22 protein-coding genes and 1 pseudogene are annotated in these 24,024 nt (G+C 60.2%); 10 read left to right on the top strand and 13 right to left on the bottom strand.

The features are described from left to right. Positions 1-378: 378 nt before the first annotated feature. From OKW44_RS28530 to OKW44_RS28515, 4 genes are all read left to right on the top strand, one after another. A complete protein-coding gene (locus OKW44_RS28530; RefSeq protein ID WP_084753976.1) occupies positions 379-852 on the top strand; it encodes an AraC family transcriptional regulator ligand-binding domain-containing protein in 474 nt (157 codons plus the stop codon). Positions 853-1,224: 372 nt separating this feature from the next. Continuing rightward, the gene (locus OKW44_RS28525; protein ID WP_018418474.1) at positions 1,225-1,968 is read left to right on the top strand and encodes a response regulator; all 744 of its coding nucleotides are present in this window, start codon (positions 1,225-1,227) and stop codon (positions 1,966-1,968) included. Between the two features lie 286 nt (positions 1,969-2,254). After that, positions 2,255-2,896 (top strand): hypothetical protein, encoded by a 642-nt coding sequence (locus OKW44_RS28520; RefSeq protein ID WP_162633901.1) that lies wholly within the window; start codon positions 2,255-2,257, stop codon positions 2,894-2,896. Positions 2,897-3,344: 448 nt separating this feature from the next. Further along, positions 3,345-4,358, top strand: coding sequence for an IS110 family RNA-guided transposase (locus OKW44_RS28515; RefSeq protein WP_018418471.1), 1,014 nt, complete (start codon positions 3,345-3,347; stop codon positions 4,356-4,358). A gap of 527 nt (positions 4,359-4,885) precedes the next feature. Here OKW44_RS28515 and OKW44_RS28510 read toward each other — a convergent pair. From OKW44_RS28510 to glcD, 4 genes are all read right to left on the bottom strand, one after another. Beyond that, a complete protein-coding gene (locus OKW44_RS28510) occupies positions 4,886-5,518 on the bottom strand; it encodes a transposase (protein ID WP_239498998.1) in 633 nt (210 codons plus the stop codon). 160 nt (positions 5,519-5,678) lie between these two features. Next, positions 5,679-6,896 carry a glycolate oxidase subunit GlcF gene (gene glcF, locus OKW44_RS28505; RefSeq protein ID WP_018418470.1) on the bottom strand — a complete coding sequence of 406 codons (1,218 nt, stop codon included), beginning with the start codon at positions 6,894-6,896 and terminating at the stop codon, positions 5,679-5,681. 27 nt (positions 6,897-6,923) lie between these two features. Beyond that, positions 6,924-7,997: a glycolate oxidase subunit GlcE gene (gene glcE / locus OKW44_RS28500; protein ID WP_018418469.1), complete on the bottom strand. Its 1,074-nt coding sequence runs from the start codon at positions 7,995-7,997 to the stop codon at positions 6,924-6,926. Beyond that, positions 7,997-9,496, bottom strand: a complete 1,500-nt coding sequence (glcD, locus tag OKW44_RS28495; RefSeq protein WP_018418468.1) for a glycolate oxidase subunit GlcD — start codon at positions 9,494-9,496, stop codon at positions 7,997-7,999. The genes glcE and glcD overlap by 1 nt, the downstream gene beginning before the upstream one ends. Positions 9,497-9,732: 236 nt before the next feature. Here glcD and glcC point away from each other — a divergent pair, with 236 nt between their 5' ends. Beyond that, complete coding sequence (glcC, locus tag OKW44_RS28490) at positions 9,733-10,488, top strand: transcriptional regulator GlcC (protein ID WP_018418467.1); 756 nt, start codon at positions 9,733-9,735, stop codon at positions 10,486-10,488. Between the two features lie 80 nt (positions 10,489-10,568). Here the strand turns inward: glcC and OKW44_RS28485 are convergent, their stop codons facing one another. The 4 genes from OKW44_RS28485 to OKW44_RS28470 form a co-directional block, all read right to left on the bottom strand. After that, positions 10,569-12,737: a malate synthase G gene (locus OKW44_RS28485; RefSeq protein WP_018418466.1), complete on the bottom strand. Its 2,169-nt coding sequence runs from the start codon at positions 12,735-12,737 to the stop codon at positions 10,569-10,571. Positions 12,738-12,828: 91 nt separating this feature from the next. Next, the gene (locus tag OKW44_RS28480) at positions 12,829-13,230 is read right to left on the bottom strand and encodes a heme-binding protein (protein WP_018418465.1); all 402 of its coding nucleotides are present in this window, start codon (positions 13,228-13,230) and stop codon (positions 12,829-12,831) included. Positions 13,231-13,367: 137 nt separating this feature from the next. Continuing rightward, a complete protein-coding gene (locus OKW44_RS28475) occupies positions 13,368-15,008 on the bottom strand; it encodes an L-lactate permease (protein WP_026225464.1) in 1,641 nt (546 codons plus the stop codon). Between the two features lie 87 nt (positions 15,009-15,095). After that, complete coding sequence (locus OKW44_RS28470; protein ID WP_162633900.1) at positions 15,096-15,293, bottom strand: hypothetical protein; 198 nt, start codon at positions 15,291-15,293, stop codon at positions 15,096-15,098. A gap of 440 nt (positions 15,294-15,733) precedes the next feature. Between OKW44_RS28470 and OKW44_RS28465 the strand changes: the two genes are divergently transcribed. From OKW44_RS28465 to OKW44_RS28455, 3 genes are all read left to right on the top strand, one after another. Further along, positions 15,734-17,275, top strand: coding sequence for a catalase (locus OKW44_RS28465; RefSeq protein WP_018418463.1), 1,542 nt, complete (start codon positions 15,734-15,736; stop codon positions 17,273-17,275). 65 nt (positions 17,276-17,340) lie between these two features. Beyond that, complete coding sequence (locus OKW44_RS28460; RefSeq protein WP_051103739.1) at positions 17,341-17,955, top strand: ankyrin repeat domain-containing protein; 615 nt, start codon at positions 17,341-17,343, stop codon at positions 17,953-17,955. A 143-nt stretch (positions 17,956-18,098) separates the two neighbouring features. After that, a complete protein-coding gene (locus OKW44_RS28455) occupies positions 18,099-18,272 on the top strand; it encodes a hypothetical protein (protein ID WP_018418461.1) in 174 nt (57 codons plus the stop codon). A 370-nt stretch (positions 18,273-18,642) separates the two neighbouring features. Here OKW44_RS28455 and OKW44_RS28450 read toward each other — a convergent pair whose 3' ends face one another. Together OKW44_RS28450 and OKW44_RS28445 are read right to left on the bottom strand one after the other, a co-directional pair. Beyond that, positions 18,643-19,008 (bottom strand): GntR family transcriptional regulator, encoded by a 366-nt coding sequence (locus OKW44_RS28450; protein WP_084753992.1) that lies wholly within the window; start codon positions 19,006-19,008, stop codon positions 18,643-18,645. A 463-nt stretch (positions 19,009-19,471) separates the two neighbouring features. Next, the gene (locus OKW44_RS28445) at positions 19,472-20,170 is read right to left on the bottom strand and encodes a transposase (protein WP_051103738.1); all 699 of its coding nucleotides are present in this window, start codon (positions 20,168-20,170) and stop codon (positions 19,472-19,474) included. Positions 20,171-20,685: 515 nt separating this feature from the next. On the opposite strand from OKW44_RS28445, the pseudogene OKW44_RS28440 reads away from it, so the two are divergent. Next, positions 20,686-21,081 (top strand): annotated as a pseudogene (locus OKW44_RS28440) (transposase); the annotation flags it as partial. 220 nt (positions 21,082-21,301) lie between these two features. Here the strand turns inward: OKW44_RS28440 and OKW44_RS28435 are convergent. Continuing rightward, positions 21,302-21,481, bottom strand: coding sequence for a hypothetical protein (locus OKW44_RS28435; protein WP_018418457.1), 180 nt, complete (start codon positions 21,479-21,481; stop codon positions 21,302-21,304). Positions 21,482-22,244: 763 nt separating this feature from the next. Continuing rightward, the gene (locus OKW44_RS28430) at positions 22,245-22,700 is read right to left on the bottom strand and encodes a DUF3617 domain-containing protein (protein WP_018418456.1); all 456 of its coding nucleotides are present in this window, start codon (positions 22,698-22,700) and stop codon (positions 22,245-22,247) included. A gap of 217 nt (positions 22,701-22,917) precedes the next feature. Here OKW44_RS28430 and OKW44_RS28425 point away from each other — a divergent pair, with 217 nt between their 5' ends. After that, the gene (locus tag OKW44_RS28425; RefSeq protein WP_239498997.1) at positions 22,918-23,400 is read left to right on the top strand and encodes a hypothetical protein; all 483 of its coding nucleotides are present in this window, start codon (positions 22,918-22,920) and stop codon (positions 23,398-23,400) included. A 5-nt stretch (positions 23,401-23,405) separates the two neighbouring features. Here OKW44_RS28425 and OKW44_RS28420 read toward each other — a convergent pair whose 3' ends face one another. Further along, the gene (locus OKW44_RS28420) at positions 23,406-24,023 is read right to left on the bottom strand and encodes a PqiC family protein (protein ID WP_018418454.1); all 618 of its coding nucleotides are present in this window, start codon (positions 24,021-24,023) and stop codon (positions 23,406-23,408) included. Position 24,024 lies beyond the last annotated feature (1 nt).

Below are 24,024 nucleotides of genomic sequence, written 5' to 3'. Positions count from 1 at the left end.
GGGGGGGGGGGGGGGGCGGTGACTGTTTCATTTTTTTGGGATACCTCGATCGGGACGCAATTGCCGTATGGATGAGCTAGAAGCTGTTGGTCGCGCATCGTCATCGTTATCTATCTCCCGCCTCTTGTCCTCGTTGCGATACGGTACAGTACCGTTATTGGAGACGTCCACGTTAATATAAATACACTGAACAGTTCAGTTACGCTGAGATCGCAACGTTGAAAGCCGTGCTGGGAAGGGCGTCCAGGCTGGCGTGTGCGTATTCGGTAACGTCATCGTGACTGAGCCGAAAGACTGCTAGCTGGCCCGCGTCGCCGCACTCGTTGGTGGAGTCGCCGATGCAATGAAGCGCGAACGCCGGACACACTCAGAGCGCAGATGGAAGCTGGTGCCCCCGTCGTCGTCCAGTTTTCGATGCAGCGTACGGGGGAAAGGGCGGAGTTGCATCTGCGGTTTCGCCAGCGCGATCCCGCCTCAACCTGCTCGATCCTGACGTATCAAATCTTTCTGCTGTCGACTTATGCGCTGCGGTCGTGGCTAACCGGGCAGCGAGTGCCGGTGACGTCAATCGACTTCCCGTGTTCGCCGCCGCATCATCAATACGAGCTTCGGATGCTGCCGCAGAGTCTCATTCGCTTCGATCAGCCTCATGCGGACATCCGCTTTCCGACACAGGCGAATGCGTACGCGTCGTCGCCCGACGCGGCCGGTGGTAGCACGATCAGGTGGTATCTCAGAATCCGACGCATGCGCCGACGCGAATACCGCGTGCAACGCGCAGCTCGATCGACTGCACTCCCACACGAGACGCTAACTTGGTTCATCCCACGTCCAAAGGCAACATCTCGGTGAGGTCGAGGTCATGGTCGAAAAGGCGTACGCAGGGCACGACTGAGGTACTCGCCGTTTTGGGGCGCGACTTGATCCCCAAATTTTTACCCAGCTTAACGCTGCCAAACCGCGTTGAACCTATGGCGCGTCTACGATGGCTGAAATCTCCGCGACACCATGGATTCCTTTTCGTCGCCCCCGTCCGGTTTCCGCCTTAATGTCGACCGTCGCCGGTCGGGTGCCTGCGGGTTGCGGCCGGCGCAGAGGAGTATATCGTGCACCTTCCGGCGCATTGTTTCGCTCCGAGGGCAGCAGACTGCGAGCAGGCTCTGCCAGCTGCCGTGTCATTCAGGAGGCGCACAGGACCGTTGGCCACGACTGCATAAAGAATCAATGAAAGACGTTGAATTTATAGATAACGTGCGTCCCTATCACCTCTTCGTCGTGGAGGACGAGGTTGTGCAAAGGGACATGCTTTGTAGCTACCTGGAGAAACATGGACTCGTTGTCACGCCGATGGCCACCGCAGACGAAATGCTTCGTCGCATTCACCGAGTGCGCCCCGACCTGATCGTGCTCGACGTGGGGTCACCGAAGATGTCGGGACTTCGTGCTTGTCGTAACTTACGCGCAGCGGGCGATCGAATTCCCATCATCTTGGTGATGGCGCGTTGCGAGGAGATTGAACGCGTGGTCGGGCTGGAGATGGGCGCGGACGACTGCTTGAGCACACCGTACCCGGCGCGAGAGCTTCTCGCACGAGTGAAAGCCGTTTTGCGGCGCGCCGCCTTCAGTCCCGGAGCGCCACGCGATTCAACTGCTTTCATACCGATTGGCGAGTACGTTTTCGACGTTGCGGCGCGAAGTCTGCGCCAAGGCAACAACGTTCGTATTCTCAATACAGTTGAATACGCGATGCTTGCTGAGCTAGCCACAAATGCCGGTATCTCGGTGTCACGGGAGCGTCTGATTGCTGTGTCCCACTCGCGCGAAGACACGGTCTCCTTGCGGGCCGTGGATGCCGCAGTGGTTCGCTTGCGCAAGCTGTTAGAACCCGATCCAGCCGTGCCGCGGTATATCCAGACCGTGCGCGGACATGGCTATGTTTTCGTGCCTATGGAGACTAGACGGTGTTAGGAACTTTTCGCTGGTACCCTGGTACCTTGGCGGAATATCTCGCGCCCGCGAGCAGGAATCGCCCGATGGTCTTCATCAGTCAAACGAATGGGGTGCCCTCAATCGAGAGCTATACGGCGATCCTGTCTGGTGACCAGTCGGAGCTACGACGCGCACATCACGGTCTAGAAGCAAGATAGACTTCAAGACCGTACCCGCGGCGTTTGAGGACGCAGCCAAGGCCATTGTCTATCGGTACCTTCGCCGCGGTTGCGCGGGGCGGAAGCGACCCAAGGCAGCTACCCTGGTGAAGTTCTTCAATGGCGCAAACGATTTTCTCCAATACGTTGCTGGCCTGGGACTCAGAAGATTGAACGAGGTCACGCCGCTAGTTTGCTCGACCTATCTTCAACATCGTCGTGTGCCGAAGCAGCGAGGGAAGATGAAAGGAGATGTATCCGGTTCACAGGCACGACCTACGTCGAAGCTGCAGCATCTCAAAAAGCGCCGAATTGTCGAGCGAATCTATGAGCTAAGTCAGTTCACGAGCACGCCGATGAACAGCTATCCTTGGCCCGACAAACCGGCAGTTGGCCTGAAAGGCGGACGTGATCAAGCGGGAACGACGCCGCTCATCCCTAAGGTGTTCGAGGTGCTCTTAGCGTGGAACGTAGTCGAACAGGTGACCGCGCTCTTGGATCATCGCGACGCCCTTGATGAGGTTGAGCGCCGCAATCCGGGAATTGTTCCGAAATACGTGACGATGAAGAAGAACGACGTCTTGGCGCAGCGTGGATTCAAAGGTACCTACGCATGCTGCTGGTACATGGCGCGAGAGCTGTTGTTCAGCAGGCCGGCAGACACAGCGATGTCCTCTCAAAATGGAACATTGAGATGCAAGGCCGACGCGGAACGAACATCACAGCAGTCGCACTGGCAAACAAGATAGCCCGGACGATCTGGTCATTACTAGCTCGAGGGCAGGAATACAAGCCATGTGAGACAACTGGTTGCGGGTTTCCGTCCATTGCGAACGGTAGAACTACGATGGCCGTTGCTGATCGTGCGAAGCCAGGCACATCGTTGTGAAAAGCGACAGGCATCTCGATATCGAATGTACATTATGATCAGGAATGCGAACGCAACAGGCGTGAGCGATCATGGCGCATGGCGCCGTCAGTGAAGTGCGAGCCACGCGCTGGTTCAGCAGTAGTGGCGCAGGTTGATCATCGTATAGGCAAGCGTCTTGAACGCATAGTGAACGTCACTGATGCGCTCAAAGCGCAGCAGCAGACGGCGGAACTTGAAAATCATCTAGCGGGCCTCCCACCGCCGCCCTCTCGGGCGGCGGGGTTAAAGTGAGTTTGCGAACCGCTTTAACCGGAAGGAGGCTCATCATGAACTATAGCGGCATTGATCTGCACTCGAACAACAGCGTGGTCACGGTGATCGATGAAACGGACCGGATCGTGGCAGAAAAGCGCCTTCCCAACGAGCTCCCGAAGATTCTCGCGTTTCTTGCCCCGTGGCAAGAAACGCTCGCGGGCGTGGTCGTCGAGTCAACGTTCAACTGGTACTGGCTGGTTGACGGGCTGCAGGCATCAGGCTTCACGGTCCATCTGGCCCACACAACGGCCATCAGGCAGTATGACGGGCTCAAGCACAGTGGCGACGAGACGGATGCCCGTTACCTGGCCCGGCTGCTGAGACTGGGCATCCTCCCCACCGGGACGATCCTGCCGCTCGAAGCGCGCAGCGTGCGTGATCTCGCCCGCAAGCGCATGCAGCTGGTCCGCAGCCGCACCAGCCACATGCTTGCGATCGAGAACCTCACGGCTCGGCATCACGGCATGCGCATATCCAGTAGTCAGGTCCTGCGGCTGACGGCCGAATCCATCGAGCAGATGGGACTGCCGGCCGAGGTCGCGCTCGCCATACAGGCCAACCTGGCCGTCGTCTCGACGCTTTCCACCCAGATCGAAGTGCTGGAAAAGCGGCTGGCCGACAAAGTTCGGCCGCGCGCCGAGTATGCACTGCTTACCAGCGTGCCCGGCATCGGCCAGATCCTGGCAACGGTCATCCCGCTGGAAACCGGCTCCATTGAGCGTTTCGCAAACGTCGGTAACTTCGCCTCCTATGCCCGCTGCGTGGGCAGCTGCCACACCAGCAACGGCAAGAAGAAAAGCGAAGGCAACATCCGTAACGGCAACCGGTACCTGTGCTGGGCGTTCGTGGAAGCAGCCAATTTCGCCCAGCGCTATTGCGCTGAGGCCAGGCGTTTTTATGAACGCAAGAAAGCCCGTACCAACCCGATCGTCGCACGCAAGGCGTTGGCGCACAAGCTGGCGCGTGCATGCTTCCATATTCTGAAGGAGAACAAACCGTTTGATGTGACGCGCTGCTTCACGTGATGCTTTCGACGGCGACCGGCAAGCCCCGTGGGAGGATTGGGTTCCAGCCCAGGAATTTGAATGGGATGCCGTGCCGCCGTCCCCGAATGCAGTCAAGGCGGATCGCCTGCGACGCGAGCATCGACGGATTGGCGCCCTGATGGGGCAGCCCTCGAATTTGTACGGATTCCCTGGACGCGTTGCGGTACCAATGTTCTTCCGGGGCGGCATGGCCGCCAGGGCGAAAGGCACCGGTTGTACCGCCGATTGCTTGATCCAGATGGGTGTCTGGCGCGATTCGTCGCAGCCAGCATTGAAGTCACGGGCGCGTTCGGCCACCTGTATTCGGGTATTGAATCCGAAAAACGGCTACCCAGGCAGCCGGGGATATCGATTACTCACTTGACACGGGCCCGCTAATGGGTGTCCTCCCAGGCGAATACCCGCTCAATGGTCCTGAAACGCTCCTCGAAGATGGCCGGATCATAGCGCTGCTTGGCCTCGCTTCGGTGTTTTGCGTCCGCGCGGATTCTCGGGGATGTTCGGGGTCATGCCGCGATTGAAGATCGCCTTGCGGTTGGCCCTGCAGTCGTAGACGCCATCCAGGCTGACGATTGAACCGTGCAGGCCCGCGCCAATGGCGCGGGCCATGGCGGTGAGGCTTGGCAGCGCGTCGCGCAACAGCGGTGATTCGTTGCGGTTGCCGGAGCGCTGATGAATGGTGCAATGAGGTTGCAGTTGCGATCGCACAAGGCCACCACCTTGTCGCCCTTCAGATGCTTGTGCCCGCTATACCCGAGATTGTCGCCGCCTTTCTTCGCCGCCGTCGTGGTACCGTCGCCGTGGATGACCGAAAGGTCAAGCAGCTGGTCCTGATGAAGCTGCTGCACCGAGCCCGAAAAGATGGCATCGATACAACCATCGGCCTGCGAGCGACGAAACGTGCGGTAGATGCGCGTATAGTGGATTTCAGGGCGACCTTCTGCATTCCTGTCGATCGGCAGCATCTTCCATTGACAACCCATGTACAGCGCCTGCAGGATGTAGTTGAAGATCTTGTGCAAGGCCAGCGTGGGGCGAGGTCCGCGACGGCCCAGGCTCAGATGCGGCCAGACAAATTGCTCGAACTGCTCCAGGCGCAATCTTGTTGGAATCTTTTGCCAGCATGGGCTTCGGGTCATTCGCTGAGTCCAGAAATCTGGACTTTAGCCGATCTGGCTACTCGGACCTGAAATCCAGTCCGGGCGCGGCGTGCAGACAAACTCCATAGCCGTCGAAAACCCGCAACCAGTTGATTGTCTCCAGTCTCTCGCTATGTTGGTCAATAAGGTGATTCGGCGTTCACGCGATGGCCTCGTCGACAATCTCGATCCAGTGACGTACCGCGGTCCGGCCCGCACCGCCGAGATGGGTCTGACACCCGATGTTCGCGGTCGCGATGACATCGGGCTTGCCGCTTTCGAGCGCATCGAGCTTGTTGTCGCGAAGCTTGCGGGAAAGCTCGGGCTGCGTGAATGCATACGTTCCCGCTGATCCGCAGCACAGATGCGCGTCGGGCACGCCCGTGAGGGTAAATCCGAGTCGGGTAAGCAGGCCTTCGATGGACCCGCCGAGTTTCTGCGCATGCTGAAGCGTGCAAGGGCAGTGGAAGGCGACCCGCTGGTCCGGTTTGACCGGCAGACGTTCGATGGGCAGGCGCGCGAGCGCTTCGCCAATGTCACACGCCAGTTCGCTCACGTGCCGGGCCTTCTCGGCATAGGCGGGGTTGTCGCGCAGAAGATGACCATACTCCTTGACGAACGCGCCGCAGCCGCTCGCCGTTTGAATGATGGCTTCCGCGCCAGCTTCGACCTTCGGCCACCACGCGTCGATGTTGCGCCGGGCGCGGTCGAGGCCCGCGTTCTGCGCATCGAGGTGATAGTCGACGGCGCCGCAGCAACCCACCTCCGACACTGCGTCGATGCTGACGCCCAGACGATCGAGCACGCGCGCGGTCGCGGCATTGGTATTCGGCGAGAGCGAGCGTTGTGCGCAGCCTTCGAGCATCAGCATGCGGCGCTTGTGCCGTACCGGCGGGCGCGTCCCCGCGCTGATGACCTTGTGCGGAATCTTGTCGGCGATGTTCGACGGCAATGCGCCGCGCAGGAGTTGACCCGCTTTGAGCATGGCGCCGAACGTGCGCGGGCGCGGAATGACCTTACGCAGCCCGGTACGCATCACGCGTTGCGCGAAGGGACGCTCGACGCTCCGGTCTAGCATATCGCGGCCGATATCGAGCAACGAGTGATACTTCACCCCCGACGGACACGTCGTCTCGCAGTTGCGGCAGGTGAGGCAGCGATCGAGGTGCAGTTGCGTTTTGTCGCTGACAAGCTCGCCTTCGAGCATCTGCTTGATCAGATAGATGCGTCCGCGCGGGCCATCCAGTTCATTGCCCAGCAGTTGATACGTCGGACAAGTCGCGTTGCAGAAGCCGCAGTGCACACACGTGCGAAGAATGTCCTCCGCTTCTTTCGCGCGCGGAAGTGAGAGAGCCTGATTGCTGAGTTTCGTTTGCATGGTGTGGAAGTCTCCGGCGCTCGATGTTCAATAGTCTGCGTACATCCGGCCCGGATTGAAGATGCCGTGTGGATCGAGGCGCACTTTCAGTTGTTGATGCAGGCGCATCAATGGCGAAGGAATCGGATGAAACGGCTCGACATCGCTGCGCGGAGTGAAGCAGGTGGCATGACCGCCGGCCGCGGTTGCGATCGCGCGGATGTCGGCTGCGCTCGCATCGCTCTTGAGCCAGCGTTGAGCGCCGGCCCAGTCGAGCAGCACGGCACCCGGCAGTTCGACCAGCGGCGCCGCGTTAGGCAACGACAGACGCCATAGCGGGCGAGGATCGTCGAAGAACGCAAGCCGCTGATCGCGCAGGTCGTCCCAGAAGCGCGGATCGAGTTCCTTGCCGCCAATGCGATCCACGGCGGATCGAACCAGTCCCGTGCCGCCTTCGAGCCGCACATGCAGCGCACCGTCGATGAAGCACGCCCCGCTCAAGGGCAGCGCGGCGCGGCGCCACGCCGACAGTTCGCGCATCGCGTCGCTTGCTTCCATCGCGATCGCAAGACTCGCGGATGCGCGCGCCTTCGGCAGCACCTTCAATGAAATCTCCGTGATGAGTCCAAGACAGCCGAAGCTGCTGCTCATCAGCCGCGAAACATCGAAGCCCGCGACATTCTTCATGACTTGACCGCCGAAACGCAGATGCTTGCCTTCGCCCGTAATGACCCGGCAGCCCAGGACGAAGTCGCGCACGGAACCGCACCACGGACGACGCGGTCCCGCGAGGCCGGCGGCAACCGCGCCGCCTGCCGTCGCCTGGCCGCCATAACTCGCCGGCTCACAGGGCAACATCTGATTGGCGTCGTCCAGTACGGCGTTGAGTTCGGCGAGCGGCGTTCCCGCACGCGCGGTGATCACGAGCTCGCTCGGGTCATAGCTGACGATGCCGCGGTGCGAACGCGTGTCGATCTCTCGCGAGCCTGGCGCGGCCGGCCGGCCCAGAAACGCCTTGCTCGACGCGCCACGAATGAGAAGCGGTTGTCTGGACGCGATTGCGGCCTGCACTTCTTCGACGAGACGCACGCTATCGTCGTGGGTGGTTGAATCGCGCCGCATCAGAAACGCTCCAGTTCGGGAAAGGGCAGTGCGCCGTGATGGACGTGCATCGAACCGAATTCGGCGCAGCGATGTAGTGTTGGCACGTTCTTGCCGGGATTGAGCAGGCCGGCGGGATCGAATGCCGCCTTGACCGCGTGGAAGAAGCTCAGTTCGTCGGCGTTGAACTGCGCGCACATTTGATTGATCTTTTCGCGTCCGACGCCATGCTCGCCCGTGATGCTGCCGCCCACTTCAACACAGAGCTCAAGGATGCGCGCGCCGACGGCTTCCGCGCGTTCCGTTTCGCCGGGCGCGTTAGCATCGAACAGAATCAGCGGATGCATGTTGCCGTCGCCCGCGTGGAATACATTCGCCACGCGCAGACCGTACTCTTGCGAGAGCGCCGCGATGCCGCGCAGTACACGCGACAATTCCCGGCGCGGAATCGTGCCGTCCATGCAGTAATAGTCCGGAGAAATGCGGCCCACAGCCGGAAACGCGTTCTTGCGGCCCGCCCACAACCGCTGCCGTTCCGCTTCGTTCGCGGCGAGGCGAATATCGGTCGCACCCGCGGCTCGCAGGAGCGTTTCAACGCGCTCGCAGTCTTCCTGCACGTCCGACTCCGCACCATCTAATTCGCAAAGCAAGAGCGCTTCGGCATCGACCGGATAGCCAGCGTGGATGAAGTCCTCGGCCGCCCGGATGGCGAGGTTGTCCATCATCTCGAGGCCGCCTGGAATCACACCCGCTCCGATGATCTGCGCAACTGCGTCGCCGGCGCGCTCGACGTCGTCGAAACTGCCGAGCAGCACCTTGGCGCTCTGAGGCTTCGCAAGCAGCTTGACCGTGACTTCGACGACCACACCGAGCATGCCTTCTGATCCGGTAATGAGCGCGAGCAGGTCGAATCCCGGCGAATCGAGCGCTTCGGACCCGAGCGTCACGCGTTCACCATCGATCGTCAGGATATCCACTTTCAGGATGTTGTGGACCGTGAGCCCGTATTTGAGGCAGTGGATGCCGCCTGCGTTCTCCGCGACGTTGCCGCCAATCGAGCAGGCGATCTGCGACGATGGATCGGGTGCGTAGTAAAGGCCGTGCGGTGCCGCCGCCTGCGATATCGCGAGGTTGCGCACGCCGGGCTCCACCCGCGCGATGGACGCTTCCGGCTCGAGTTCGAGAATGCGGTTGAAGCGCGCCATCACGAGCAGAATGCCTTTCTCGAGCGGCAGGGCGCCACCTGAGAGGCCGGTGCCCGCGCCGCGCGCCACGACCGGGATGCGATTCGCCGACGCATAGGCGAGCAGCGTCTGCACTTCGTCGACCGTGCCGGGTAAGGCAACGAGCATCGGCGTAATGCGATACGCAGACAGTCCGTCGCATTCGAACGGACGGAGGTCTTCTTTCTCGTGCAAAAGCTGAAGACCGGGCGACAGCGATCGCAGCTCGCGGACGATCTTGGCTTTATCTTGATCGACGAGTGGGCCGTCGATTCGTTCATCGTAAGCATAGGTCATGCGGTGTCTCCTTGCGGACAGCTTGGCAATCCCTGTCCAAAGCGCATATTGGCGAAGATTTTTGCGGGTCCCTGCCCGTTTGTCGACGCTTTTCAAGCTGGTAATACCAGTTTATTGGCGATGCGCTCGCGGTGGATTCACTGCCTTCGCGTTCTTTCGAGGCTTACATGACCGTCTCGTGCAATAGAGCGTGGTACGATTGTGACTGGTAATACCAATCAGAAAGTCGAGGCGATATGGAAGACACGAAGCGTAATCTTGCCGATGTCGTGGTCGAACGCATTGAGCGATTGATTGTTGACGGTGTGCTTAAAGAGGGGCAGGCGCTTCCGTCCGAACGTCGTCTCACGGAAAAGCTCGGTGTCTCGCGTACGGCGTTGCGTGAAGGCCTGAAAGTCCTGCGTGCGCGCGGACTGATAGAAACATCGCAAGGAAAGGGGTCGGTCGTGGCTAATCTGACTGTCGAGCCCGCACAGACGCCGATGATGCATCTACTGAGTTCGCAGCCGCGCACGCTGTATGACCTGCTCGAGGTGCGCGAGATGATCGAAGCGGAGTCCGCCCGGCTGGCTGCATTGCGCGGCACGGCAGCCGATCATGTCCTGATCAACCGCCGCTACGAAGCAATGTTGGCAGCGGAATCCGAAGACACCGATGCCCCAACCCATGCGCGGCTCGATCACGCCTTTCATCTGGCGATTTGCGAGGCATCGCATAACCCGGTGCTCGTTCATACGCTGTCCTTTCTCAACGACCTGATGTTGAGTTCTGTGTTCGCGTCCGTGAACAACCTCTATCACCGCGAGCCACACAAACGTATGATTGACCGGCAGCACGCCCGGCTCTACAACGCGGTCACGGGCCAGTTGCCGGAGCAGGCGCGGCGCGCGGCGAGCCAGCATATCCGTAGCGTGCGCGACAGCTTTTCGGAGATCGAGCAGGAAGAACAGCGACTGGTGCGCTCGACACTGCGGCTCGAGGGATGGTCCTAGTCGACGGCGCCATCGGCAATGCGCCTCGAAGGCTGGCTTGCATCCAGCCTTCGAGGTCAGACTTCCCCGAAGCGATTCGCTTAGTGCTTTCGCTGCGTTCTAAACGCATGCAGCAGGGGCTCGGTATAGCCGCTCGGTTGAGCTCGCCCATCAAGCACCAGTGCCAACGCAGCCTTGAACGCTAGAGACTTGTCGTAGGCGGGCACCATCGGCTGATAGCTGGGATCGCCCGCGTTCTGCTTGTCCACGACATCGGCCATGCGCTCGAAAGTTTCCCGAACCATTTCCGTCGTCACGACCCCATGATGCAGCCAGTTCGCAATGTGCTGGCTGGAAATGCGCAGGGTGGCACGGTCTTCCATGAGACCGACGTTGTGGATATCGGGCACCTTCGAGCAGCCCACGCCCTGGTCGATCCAGCGAACCACGTAACCGAGAATGCCTTGAGCGTTGTTCTCGACTTCGCTGCGAATCTCACCGTGAGTCCACTCTGCGCGCTCGACGACGGGAATCGTCAGCAGGCCATCGAGCAGTTCGTCGCGCACGCTGGAGAGATCAGTGGTCTCTAGCGCCTTCTGCACTTCCTGCACATCGATCTGATGATAGTGAAGGGCGTGCAGCGTCGCGGCGGTTGGCGACGGGACCCACGCGGTATTGGCGCCCGCTTTCGGGTGAGCGATCTTCTGCTCGAGCATCGCGTGCATGAGGTCGGGCATCGCCCACATACCCTTGCCAATCTGCGCGCGTCCGCGCAGGCCGGCCGCAAGACCGGTCAGCACATTGCTGCGCTCATACGCGGCGATCCACTTGCTCGACTTCATGTCGCCCTTGCGCATCATCGGGCCCGCTTCCATCGACGTATGCATCTCGTCGCCGGTCCGGTCGAGGAAACCCGTGTTGATGAACGCGACGCGTGCGGCGGCGGCGTTAATGCAAGCGGCGAGGTTCACGCTCGTGCGGCGCTCCTCATCCATGATGCCCATCTTGATGGTGTTGCGGGGAAGACCAAGCAAGTCCTCGATCCGCCCGAACAGCTCGCTCGCGAATGCGACTTCCGCGGGGCCGTGCATCTTCGGCTTCACGATATAGATGGAGCCGGTGCGCGAGTTCAGCTTGTGCGTGCGGTCGTGCAAGGCGCAGAGGGTCGTGACGACGCCATCGAGAATGCCTTCAGGGATCTCGCGGCCTTCGACGTCGAGCACCGAAGGGTTCGTCATCAAGTGACCGACGTTACGGATGAACAGCAGCGAGCGGCCATGCAACGTGACCGGCTTGCCGTCAGCGCCGGTGTATTCACGGTCGGCGTTCAGACGACGCGTGAAGGTCTTGCCGCCCTTCGTCACTTCTTCGGTGAGCTCGCCGGTCATCAGGCCGAGCCAGTTGCGATACAACTGCACCTTGTCGTCGGCATCGACGGCGGCGACCGAATCTTCGCAGTCGATGATCGTGCTCACGGCTGCCTCCATGAGCACATCCTTCACATGCGCGGCGTCCGTCTTTCCGATGACATCGTTCGCGTCGAACTGAATCTCGAAATGCAGGCCGTTGTGTTCGAGAAGCACTGCGGACGGCGCGTTCGCTTCGCCCACGAAGCCAATGAACGCAGCCGGATCCTTCAGACCCTTCGTACGTCCATTCACCGACACGACCAGCTCTCCGTTCTCGACCTTATAGCCCGTCGCTTCTGCATGCGAGCCGTCAGCGAGCGGTGCCGCCTGATCCAGAAAGCGGCGCGCGAACGCAATGACGCGTGCGCCACGCTTCGGGTTGTACTCCGCCGACCGGGCAGCGCCGTCGGTCTCATCGATCGCGTCGGTGCCATACAGTGCGTCGTAGAGGCTGCCCCAGCGAGCGTTCGCGGCGTTGAGCGCGTAGCGCTGGTTGGACAGCGGCACGACCAGCTGCGGGCCGGCTTGTTCGGCAATTTCCCGATCCACGCCGGTCGTGGTCGCATGAACACTCGCCGGCGTCGGCACGATGTAGCCGATGCTCTCCAGGAAACTGCGATAGGCGTTCAGATCGCGCACGGGGCCCGAGTGCTCGCGGTGCCATGTGTCGAGTTCGGCTTGCAGCCGGTCGCGCTCGGCAAGCAGCGCGCGATTCTTCGGCGCCAGGTCGTGAACGATGGCGGCGAATCCGCGCCAGAATTGCCCCAGGTCGACACCGGTGCCGGGCAATGCCTCGGTTTCGATGAAATGGGCGAGCTTCTCAGCGACACGGAGACGGTCGCGCCGAGTCATTTCCGTCATGTACTGCTCCAAGGTGACTTGCGATTCAGGGCTGGTCGCTGCGAGCGCGTACGCTCGGCAGGGACTTGATGCTCGGGGAGGATATACGCGCTCAGGCGAGTGATGCCGCGCCGGCTTTTGCGATCTGTGAATCTTCAGCGGGCTTCATTCCGGAGACGCCGATGGCGCCAACGACGTGACCGTCTGCAATCAAAGGAACGCCGCCTTCGAGTGCGGTGACGATCGGTGCGGTGGTAAAGGCGGTACGTCCGCCGTTGACCATGTCTTCGTAAGCCTTCGATTCACGGCGCCCCACGGCTGCCGTACGGGCCTTGCCGATCGAGATATCGGCGCCGATCGGTGCGCAGCCGTCCAGACGCAACATGCCGAGCAAATGGCCTCCGTCGTCGACCACTGCGATCGCGACAGGCCAGTTCTGCTTGTTTGCCTCGGCCTGCGCAGCGGAAAGCACACGGGTCACGTCGTCGATGGAAATCACAGGTTTCGTTTGCATAAGGAATCTCTTTTTCGATAACTACGATAGCCGCGCGTCGAAGGCTCTCTGAATACAGAGAGCCCTCGACGCGCGAAACTGCACTCGGAACATGCAAGGAAAGGCTTACAACTTGATACACACCGACGGCCACGCGGTCAATGTGGCAGCGTGGGAATCATCCAGCTCAGGACGTGCTGCTGAAGGAAGACCAGCACGCCGAGCAGAAGAGTGAGAAACACGCTATGCCAGAACGTGCGGGCGAATACGAGGCCTTCCTTGCCCTTGAGCTCGGTCGTCGACACACCGGTCGCGATGTTCTGCGGCGAGATCATCTTTCCCATCACGCCGCCTGACGAGTTGGTTGCTGCCATCAGCACCGGATCGAGACCGACTTGGCGAGCCGCAACGACCTGCAGGTTGCCGAAGAGCGCATTTCCCGAGGTGTCGCTGCCCGACAGAAACACAGCGATCCATCCCAGCGATGCCGAGACCAGCGGGAACAGTGCTCCCGTCGACGCCACGCCCATGCCAAGGGTGTAGCTCATGCCCGAATAGTTCAACAGGTAGGCGAGTCCCACGATCATCATGACTGTCAGAATGGCGATTCGCGTCTGACGCCAGGTCTTGACGACGCAGTCGAAGAAGGCGGCGACACCGGTACGCGTCCACACAGCCGTGATCAGCGCGGCAACGAGAATGGCCGTGCCCGTTCCCAGCGGCTGGAAGTCCCAGACTGCAGCGTAAGGCTTGTTGTACAGCGTCACGAAAACCGCGTTATGCAAGCCGGGCCACTGCACTTTGACGTCGCCGATGGCCGCAATGTCGGCATGGACCCAAAAGATCACGACGACCGAGACCACGATCCAGGGCAACCAGCCGCCATAACCGACGGGCGCGCCCGGCTTTTCCACGCCCGCGCTGCGCACGACTGCGAACTCGGGGTCAGGTTCAGGCCGCCACAGTTTCAAGAACCCGATTGTGACCACGAGCGACGTAAGGGACGAAAGTACGTCCGTTAGCTGATAACCGAGGAAATTGGACGTGACGAACTGAGCGGCCGCGAAGCTCCCACCCGACGCAAGGAGGGCTGGCCAGAGTTTGCGGATGGAGCGAAATCCGCCGTAGACACCGACGACGTAGAAAGGCAGCAGCAACGCGAAGAAGGGTAGCTGCCTGCCGACCATTGCGGCGAGCGTCGGCGCCGGGAGCGACGTGACGGCACCCAGCACGGTGATTGGCACACCGAGCGCCCCGAATGCGACAGGAGCGGTGTTAAAGATCAGCGTGTAGGTGAGGGCCTCCAATGCCGGAAAGCCCAGTGCGACGAGAAGCGCGCTGGTGATCGCGATAGGCGTGCCGAAGCCCGAAATCCCTTCCAGCAGGCAGCCGAACGAAAAGGCGACGACGAGCAGCACGAGACGTCGGTCGTTAGGCAAATGATCGAGCATCCACTGCCGAAACTGGTCGAAGCGCCCGGATTTCACCGCGATGTTATAGAGCAGGAGGGCATTGACCACGATCCACATCACGGGCACCAGCGCGAGCGCCATGCCTGCGGCGACAGAATCGAACGCGATGCCGACGGGCATCTTCCATACGCCTATAGCAATTGCAAGCCCGGCAATCAAGCCGGCCAACGAAGCCTGCCATGCTGGACGGCGCAACAGACCAAGCATGACAAGGGCCACGGCGATCGGCACGGCCGCGACGAGGAACGAAAGCAGCAGGGAGTGCCCAACTGGCGTGAGCGGCTGCGAAAAGACTGGAGCTGGAATTGCGGGTACTGCGGATGTCATCGTGTCTCCTATTTTTGGACCGTGATTTCGCGAACCGGGTCTCGATTTGTGTTCGTTAGGGCGGTCGCCGTTTCCAACGCTCACCGCTTAGCGGATGCAAAGCGCGGCATCCAACGTCTGAACGTCGCGAATTCTTGCAGCAACCCGCTGCAACTGTCCATCTCGCATCGACTGGTAATACCAGTTTTTTTCGTGACTGGAGATGCGTTCGACGAGAAAAGACCGGGTATCAAGACCCGAAGCTCTGTGCTGCAGAATGACGCACGCATGCTGCGTCGTGGTCATACCAGCGGCGCTTGCGCGCTGCGCGGACTGATCTTGATTGCCGTTTGTTAGATAAGGTGCTGCTACCAAGACTGCAGCAAAAAGAAGGGCCGAACCTCAGCGGCGTTTCGCACGGCACATGGTATCGATGCCCACGGTTCGTGTTCGTGGTTTCTTCCGCCTGCCATTGCTAGCGGGCGACGGGCAGTAGAATCAAATGCTTATACATGTACAGCCACACTAGCGCGAGACGAGATTCTCGTGAACTTGCGCAACCGATGTGATCGAACTGCCCGCGTGAGGGTCCGTTAAGGCCACAACAGCGGCCGTTCCCCTTCTTACCGACTGAGCGACAGAGAAGGGGCGCTATTGCTATCGCTTCGATCGAAAAAAAAGATTGGCCAGATGAATGGCTGGCCCATAGCATGCCCGTCGCACCTCTCTCGAATCAGGATCACGACATGAATGTACGGAAGACAAAGATAGCAGCTGGCATTTTCTCGATCGTCTCGGCAATCGCCGTGGCTCCGCTCGTACATGCGGCGGACCTGACCCGAGACAGCGGACCGCCTGTCGGCGACAACCAGAATTCGCAGACCGCGGGTGCCGAAGGCCCGGTTCTGTTGCAGGACTCCTATCTCATCGAGAAGCTGCAGCGTTTCGATCGGGAGCGCATCCCCGAGCGCGTCGTGCATGCGCGCGGCACAGGCGCCTTCGGCGAATTCGTACCGAGCGCCGACATCGGTTCGCTGACCAACGCCAAGGTATTCACGCCCGGCACGAAAACCCCTGTCTTCGTGCGATTCTCGACGGTGATGGGGTATCGCGGCTCGCCCGAGCAGGCACGGGATCCGCGCGGTTTCGCCATCAAGTTCTACACGCAGCAAGGCAACTGGGACATGGTCGGCATCAACTGGCCGATCTTCTTCATTCGCGACGCCATCAAGTTCCCTGACTTCGTGCACGCGAACAAGCCGTCGGCCGTGACCGGCGTGCAGGACGCCAACCTGGCATTCGACTTCTTTGCGCATACGCCTGAAGCAACGAACATGCTGACGCACCTCTACACGGACGCGGGCATGCCGGATTCGTACCGCAATATGGACGGTTTCGCGGTGCACGCATTCAAGTTCGTCAATGCGCAAGGCGAAGTTAACTACGTGAAGTTCCACTGGAAGAGCCAACAGGGCATCCACGGACTGCGCCCGCAAGAGATCGCGGCTTCGATCGGCAAGGACTGGAACCTGACGACCAATGACCTGTACAACTCGATCAAGGCGCATCAGTATCCCCGGTGGGACCTCTATGTCCAGGTAATGTCGCCGAAGGATCTGGACAAGTTCGATTTCGATCCGCTCGACGACACGAAGGTGTGGCCGTCTTCGATTGCGGAGCAGAAAGTGGGCACGATGACGCTCAACCGCATTCCCGACAACTATTTCGAGTCGACGGAAGAATCGGCGTTTGCGCCGTCCAGACTTGTGCCGGGTATCGAGCCGTCCGAGGACCGGATGCTGCAAGGCCGGTTGTTCTCGTATGCCGACACTCAGATGTATCGCCTCGGTGCGAACTACAACCAGTTGCCGATCAACCACCCGCTCGTCTCGGTTAGCAATAACAATCAGGATGGCTTGATGAACGGCGGCGATCGGAAGGGCGAAGTGAACTACGAACCGTCCACCATCGCGGAGATTGCCCAGCAGAACAAGTACAAGTCCGTGCAGACGCCGCTCAGCGGGACGACCCAGCAAAGGGCGATCCACAAGACACTCGATTTCCGTCAGGCCGGTGAGTACTACCGGACGCTGCCGGAAGACCAAAAGGCGGACCTGATCACGGCGCTTGCGGGCGACCTGTCGCACGTGACCAACGACGCGAACAAGTACACGATGCTTTCGTACTTCTACAAGGCCGATGCCGACTACGGTACGCGCCTGACGCAAGCGACAAAGGCAGATGTCGCGCGTGTGCGGGATGCGGCGGCACACCTCAGCGACAACTAAAGTGCCAAGGGGCCTGCGCAAGTAGGCTCCAGATTGGTTGAATAGGGTTGCTCACGGAGAACGTAATGCGAGGATTATCGACTGTGCGGCGCATTGTCCGGACCGCCACGGTCACGGCAATTGCCGCACTGTTGGCGGCGGGTTGTGCGGAGCACGTTTATCGGTCAGGAGGGTATTCGGCCGCGGCCGTTACCCCGAACTTTGCGGATGACTGGTTCGCGGCGGCGCGTGCCGGGCGCACCGATATCATACAGGCGCTGGTCGACGCCCGTTTCCCGCTCGAGACAAAGACGCCCGAAGGCTATACCGCGTTGATTCTCAGCGCGTATGACGATCACCCCAAGACACTGAAGGCCCTTCTTTCTGCAGGCGCCAACGCTTGCGCTGCCGACCGGCACGGCAATACGGCTTTGATGGGGGCGCTTTTCAAAGGCGAGAAGGACATTGCGACGATACTGCTCGATACGCATTGCGACATCGATCAGACCAACAACGCGGGGGAAACGGCATTGTCGTTTGCTGCGCTATTCGGCCGTCTCGATATGCTCCCGGTGCTCATCGCACATGGCGCCAACGTCAATCATGTCGATGCGCGAGGCGGGACCGCATTGCAAATCGCGATCACACAAGGTAATACGTCTGCGGCCGATGCATTGCGCCGCGTCGGCGCTACGCAATAAACCCGGGAGAAAGCCCGTTTAATTGAACCTTTAGAGCGGCAGAACATCGGGGGTTTGTGCGACGGGTCTGTCCATTTGACGGCATTGAGGCGAAACGGCGACAAAGGTGGGCACTGTGGTCTCATCGTTCTCTGGCATGGAGCGTGCATAGTTCGCTCCGGCGCCAGCCGCGACTCAGCCTGTTCAAGCAGGCGATAGAGATGCAGTCGGCGCTAGCGCGCCGTGCGGCAATTGAAACGGAAAACGAACTCGTCAACATAGCAGTCGCGCTGGATCGGCTTGACCAGCGCACGCACGTCAGAATCACGTCGAGCTGATAATGCTGGACACGAACGCCTCAACGGCGAGAATCGGCCTCGGCGGCCTTCGTATCGGGGCTCGCGAGCACCATTTTGTGAAACGACGCGGTCGCGATACCACATTCAGCAGATATAGACCAACGAGTTGCAGGAGCCAAAAGCGTGCCATAAGCAGGAGCCGCTGTGCGCGCATTCTGCTCGTCAGTATCGAGTGCATGCACATGATCGGCAGCACGTGCTTCGGCGCGAGTCCTTCCCCGCTGATCAATTCTACTGATTAGCGGGGACATATGTAGTCCTCAATATTGGAAGTCCGCGGGTGTATGTCCCGCCTTCGTGGCAGCTACCTGTCAATGCGACTAGTGTCACCGAAGGCGGGACAGACCATCTATGCGGGCAAGCGTCGAAGAACCCCCAAGATCACGAGCCGTCCGGTGTTCCCAGGGGACCGGCCGCTATATGCGCTTTTGCGGTCCCGGTATGCAACGTATCGGAGATGTCTTCCATCGATGTGGCATGCACCGCGGTTCCGGTGGCGTCTGTTGCCGATCGTGAGCCCGCGTCGCCTCGCTTCCCGGAGCACCCGATTGACCGTATTTACATGTAGCCCGAGGAAGTCAGCCAGCATTCGCTGTGAAGGAAGTCTGTCGCGGGCTTGAACCGACCCCGCCTGGATGGCAAGTTCGATTGCATCGGCCAGCGCCAGGTACGCGGGGCCGGCCCAAGGGGCGAGCTGAAAAATGGATGTGTCCATGCCGGCCTCGCAGAAATGGCTTACGATTCCGTACGCGCTGGCCATAGTTGATTTGTCGGGGATCGCAGTACTGGTGAACGGCCCAAGTCGCGCGATCGCCACACGGTATTTGCCGTCGAGGCAAACCCGTTCGCAGCGTGTCCACTGGAACGGGCTCCTCGGTTCGGCACTGCCGTGCGCGACGTTGCGTGGCCTAACCCGCCGCGCACGGCTCAAACCGATCAGAATGGCATCGCGCCTTTCGCGCCGCTCTGCTCCTCGGCATCCGCGTTGCTGCCATGCTGGTTGTTGCCGCCGTGACCATGATCCGAATCGAAATTGAACATGTCGAACAGGTCGCCAAAAACGGCTACCCAGGCAGCCGGGGATATCGATTACTCACTTGACACGGGCCCGCTAATGGGTGTCCTCCCAGGCGAATACCCGCTCAATGGTCCTGAAACGCTCCTCGAAGATGGCCGGATCATAGCGCTGCTTGGCCTCGCTTCGGTGTTTTGCGTCCGCGCGGATTCTCGGGGATGTTCGGGGTCATGCCGCGATTGAAGATCGCCTTGCGGTTGGCCCTGCAGTCGTAGACGCCATCCAGGCTGACGATTGAACCGTGCAGGCCCGCGCCAATGGCGCGGGCCATGGCGGTGAGGCTTGGCAGCGCGTCGCGCAACAGCGGTGATTCGTTGCGGTTGCCGGGAGCGCTGATGAATGGTGCAATGAGGTTGCAGTTGCGATCGCACAAGGCTACCACCTTGTCGCCCTTCAGATGCTTGTGCCCGCTATACCCGAGATTGTCGCCGCCTTTCTTCGCCGCCGTCGTGGTACCGTCGCCGTGGATGACCGAAAGGTCAAGCAGCTGGTCCTGATGAAGCTGCTGCACCGAGCCCGAAAAGATGGCATCGATACAACCATCGGCCTGCGAGCGACGAAACGTGCGGTAGATGCGCGTATAGTGGATTTCAGGGCGACCTTCTGCATTCCTGTCGATCGGCAGCATCTTCCATTGACAACCCATGTACAGCGCCTGCAGGATGTAGTTGAAGATCTTGTGCAAGGCCAGCGTGGGGCGAGGTCCGCGACGGCCCAGGCTCAGATGCGGCCAGACAAATTGCTCGAACTGCTCCAGGCGCAATCTTGTTGGAATCTTTTGCCAGCATGGGCTTCGGGTCATTCGCTGAGTCCAGAAATCTGGACTTTAGCCGATCTGGCTACTCGGACCTGAAATCCAGTCCGGGCGCGGCGTGCAGACAAACTCCATAGCCGTCGAAAACCGCAACCAGTTGCATTCCCATCTGATGAGCCTTGAGAATGTGATATTCGACGAACTTGTTAGCCTCGACGAAATGTTCTACGTCTCCTCCCCCCCGGGCCAGCGTAGACGTAGAGTGAACATATGCACATCCGAACTGTGTGTCGACGGCAACGAATCGACGACACACCCCGATCTGAGGTCAAGCACATGTTGGTGCTGCCTGGAAGCCGCAAACTGTGGAAGCGTTCCTAAGAACGCGACGATCAGATTAAGTTGTTGCATCTATTGGCCCGTCTCGTTTTTATCATTTCGGCACCGTGGAATCCAAGGACGCGCCAAGCGCATTGCCGGTGCCTGAATTTTCCGCGATCATTGCACAACTAAAGAAACGGCGAAATCCGCTCTACTTCATTGCATTGTTGTGGCCTAGCCTTAAGCGCAAAAGGGGCAGCAAAATTTATATGGCTGTCGACACGTTAGGTCTGCTACTGGCGGTGCACATCACGCCGGCCAACGACCAGGAGCGTGCACAGGTAGCCGAGCTTGGGCGTCAGGTTCAGCAAGCAACCGGCCAGACGGTAAAGCTTGCATTCGCTGCCCAGGGCTATACCGCTGACACGGCTAGACAGGTTGCGCATGACGAAGGTATCGAACTGCAGATCATCAAGTTGCGAGAGGCAAAGAAGGGCTTCGTGCTGTTGCCGCGACGATGGGTCGTTTCGGTTGGTTCAACCGATTCCGGCGACTGGCGAGATTACGAGCGCCTGCCCGAAACATTGGCAGGCCTACACTTCGTTGTCTTCGCCATGCTCATGCTTGTACATGTCGCACCGACTATTCAAGTTCCTAACACCCTCTGGGATGACCAGATAGCGAGCGGCACGGTGCGTTCGCCAGCGGCCAGTCTTCGGATCTATCTGCGACGCGATCCAGAACAGGCCGAAAATGGCGACCGGCACAAAGACAAAGAAAGCGATCAACACGAGACTACCTATATTCGGTGGTTGAGGCGAACGGCCTCCAATTCGTACTTACTCGATCGCGGCCCGCTTACTGCGTGCTCACCGTCGAAGGCAGACGCAATCCCGTGACTTCCAGCACGGCTTCCTGAGCGTCGGACGGGACTTTCTGCTCGGTCAGATTCGCCTTGAGGGAGATGATCTGCGTTTGCTGACGCCGCTGGATATCGGCATTGAGCTCGCCAATGCGGTGGACGTACCAATTGTTCACGCATGCCTTGTCCGTGCAGTTGTGCTGTCGCCACGTCCGTTGGCTGGAACGTGTGGATCCGGTAGCGCGTCTGCATTGCGCGTTCGAGGTCGAAGCCGAGCCGGTTCGGCGCGGGCAGCGATTCGACACGGTTCGGCGAGCCGTCCGTGCTCGATCTCGTCAAATCGGGCGCGGCCTGACGCTGGCCCGCGACGCAACCGCCATCGTCGTCTTCCCGCGACAGTTCGTCCATAGCCACAATCGCGAGGAGCGCGGCTACAGGGCAAGATCTCCCCAGATGCATCCGGTCGGCCTCGAGCGCGTCGCTGTCCGGTGCGAGATCTTTGGCGCGGCTGTGGAGCGTCGCGAGCTTGTCCGTCCAGCGAAGACAGTTCCGGGTCTTCGCAGACCAACCTTTCCGAGCTGGACAGGCTATGGCGACACGGCAAACTGGCGGCTTGTGCGTGTCCAGCGGCGGCGAACAGGGTGAACGCGGCGGCAGTCACGCCTGCCTCTCGCACGACACGGCAAGCTACGTCGGTGCCTTGGTGGACGATTCCGAACGAGAACATGACAGATACCCAATCACGTGAAATGAAGTGACGTTCCTGCATCGGAACACATCAAAAGCATGAGGGGAAGCTAGTGGCGGATCGACATGCAGACGACCCCACCAGCACCAATCGCTGTGCCCACAACCACGCCTGAAAGAAAAGTCTGACTGGCGCAAGCCGACCCGCTAAACATGATGATTACCGAGAGCAATGAAATAATCGTCGCGTCCTCAAGAACAGTCTCCCAGACGTCGTGCTCGCACGGTGTGCTGAATGGAGCGGGAACCCAAAGGCATTTTCAGTTCGAACGACTCCGACAGAGTCAACTGCTCAGGCGTAGCCGTCGCCTTGCCGGATCCGGACATCGTCGGACCTTCGCAGGCCAGTATCCATGAAGACTGCGCACCATCACGACGAACGTTGGAGTACTCGCACTTGGGGCGCGGCTTCGACACATCGTCAGTCGGCTGGGGCGCAGCATCCATCAGCGCTTTCTCCGGGATCGAGTCAAGTGCTGACTCCGAAATGCAGGCCGTTCGAACGCGCTCGTCCGAGCCGCCGAAGGGCAGGCCTTGGAAGGCGCCCGTCAGTTCCCACTTCCCGGGTTTCACTGCTACCTGGGCGAATGCGCTCGCCTGTACCGCTATTGCCAGCCAGACGAGTGATCGCGCTCTGGGCAACGCCATGACGTTCCTCCGTGGTTGCAGAAGTAGCGAGTTTAGGCTTCAACGCGCTGCTGACCATGCACGAAACGTGACGGCATGTGATAAATGCACGGTTGATGTCACATGGCGTCTCTCACGCAAGTGGCATAGCGACGGCGGCGAGATCACAGTGTGGGCTCGTGGCACACCTTCGTCGGCGCATCCATGCCGAGCAACCTCCTATACCAACGGTACCTTCATGAATTACCTCATTCGACTTTCGGCACTGGGTTCGATTTCAATCGCGTCGCTCCTGGCTGCGTGCACGACCGCAGGGCCAACGGCCTCAACGGCTCTACCGAAGAGCGTGCCCGATATTTCCGTTCTGGTCGACTGCGGGAGCTGTCAGGTGCGCTCCACCGTTCCGGAGCTGATCCGTAGGGGCTATGTGGAGGCAGCGGCCAAGGCCGGTGTACAGGTCGTGGGGGACTCGCAAACGACGCTGACGATCAAGGACTACACGGAACGTGGTGTTGCGGTTCGATCCGCTTCCTTCGTCGTTTCCCTCCTCTTCCCACCGCTCGCGTATGCGCTGACGGATGTGAAGGATGAGATAAAGGCCGACGCATTGGTCGATGGAAAACAGGTGTCGCTGGAATACGACTACCGCATTCCGTTCTTTGGTATCGAGACCGTTGCACAGAAGCTCGGCGAGCGGACCTTCCAGGCAGCTGTCAAATAGCTTGACTACACGCTGCTCTCCAGGGCGCAACCCGGGCTCCGCGAACGCTCCCAACGTCGTGCGTCGGTATCGATCCGGGCGGCCAGCGCTGCGATCAAGCGCTGTTGCGCTGTAACCATCCTGGAGTAGCTGACGTCAGCGGGCTCGTCGAAATGACCCGAGCACACTAAGCGGCTGTTTGCGGCGTCGCCTGCCAAACCCAGACTCCAGTTGGCGTCCAGCTGTACTCGCTGTCCGGGCCACGCATCGAACCGGCGAATCTGGACCTTGATGCTCATAACGGGCTTGCCGGAAGATTGGGGGAGGCCCGCTATGTTCTGTGTTCCGAGCCGCTGAGTGAGTTCGGCAGATAGCGCACCATGCACCTCGTCACCGAGTGGACTTGCCCAGCGTTCGCCGTCAAGCACCGTCACGCCGTTCGTGCCTTGCCGCACGACCAGTTGCACCTGATCGAGGTTGGACGGAATGCCCACTGACAGGACATCGATCAGAAAGTCGACAGGCTGCTGCGGTGACGTATCAGCCGACGGCGCAAGTAGCGTGTGGAAGTGGACCGGTTCGGAAGCGCAGGCAGCGAGACCGAGCAGCAGTGCAACCGAGCCCAGGCGGAAAAGAGCATTCATT

Source organism: Paraburkholderia lebeckiae, assembly GCF_050436325.1.
GTDB classification, from domain to species: Bacteria; Pseudomonadota; Gammaproteobacteria; order Burkholderiales; family Burkholderiaceae; genus Paraburkholderia; species Paraburkholderia tuberum.
The sequence above is the reverse complement of the archived record's forward strand: the minus strand, read 5'-3'. Positions and strand labels throughout refer to the sequence as shown.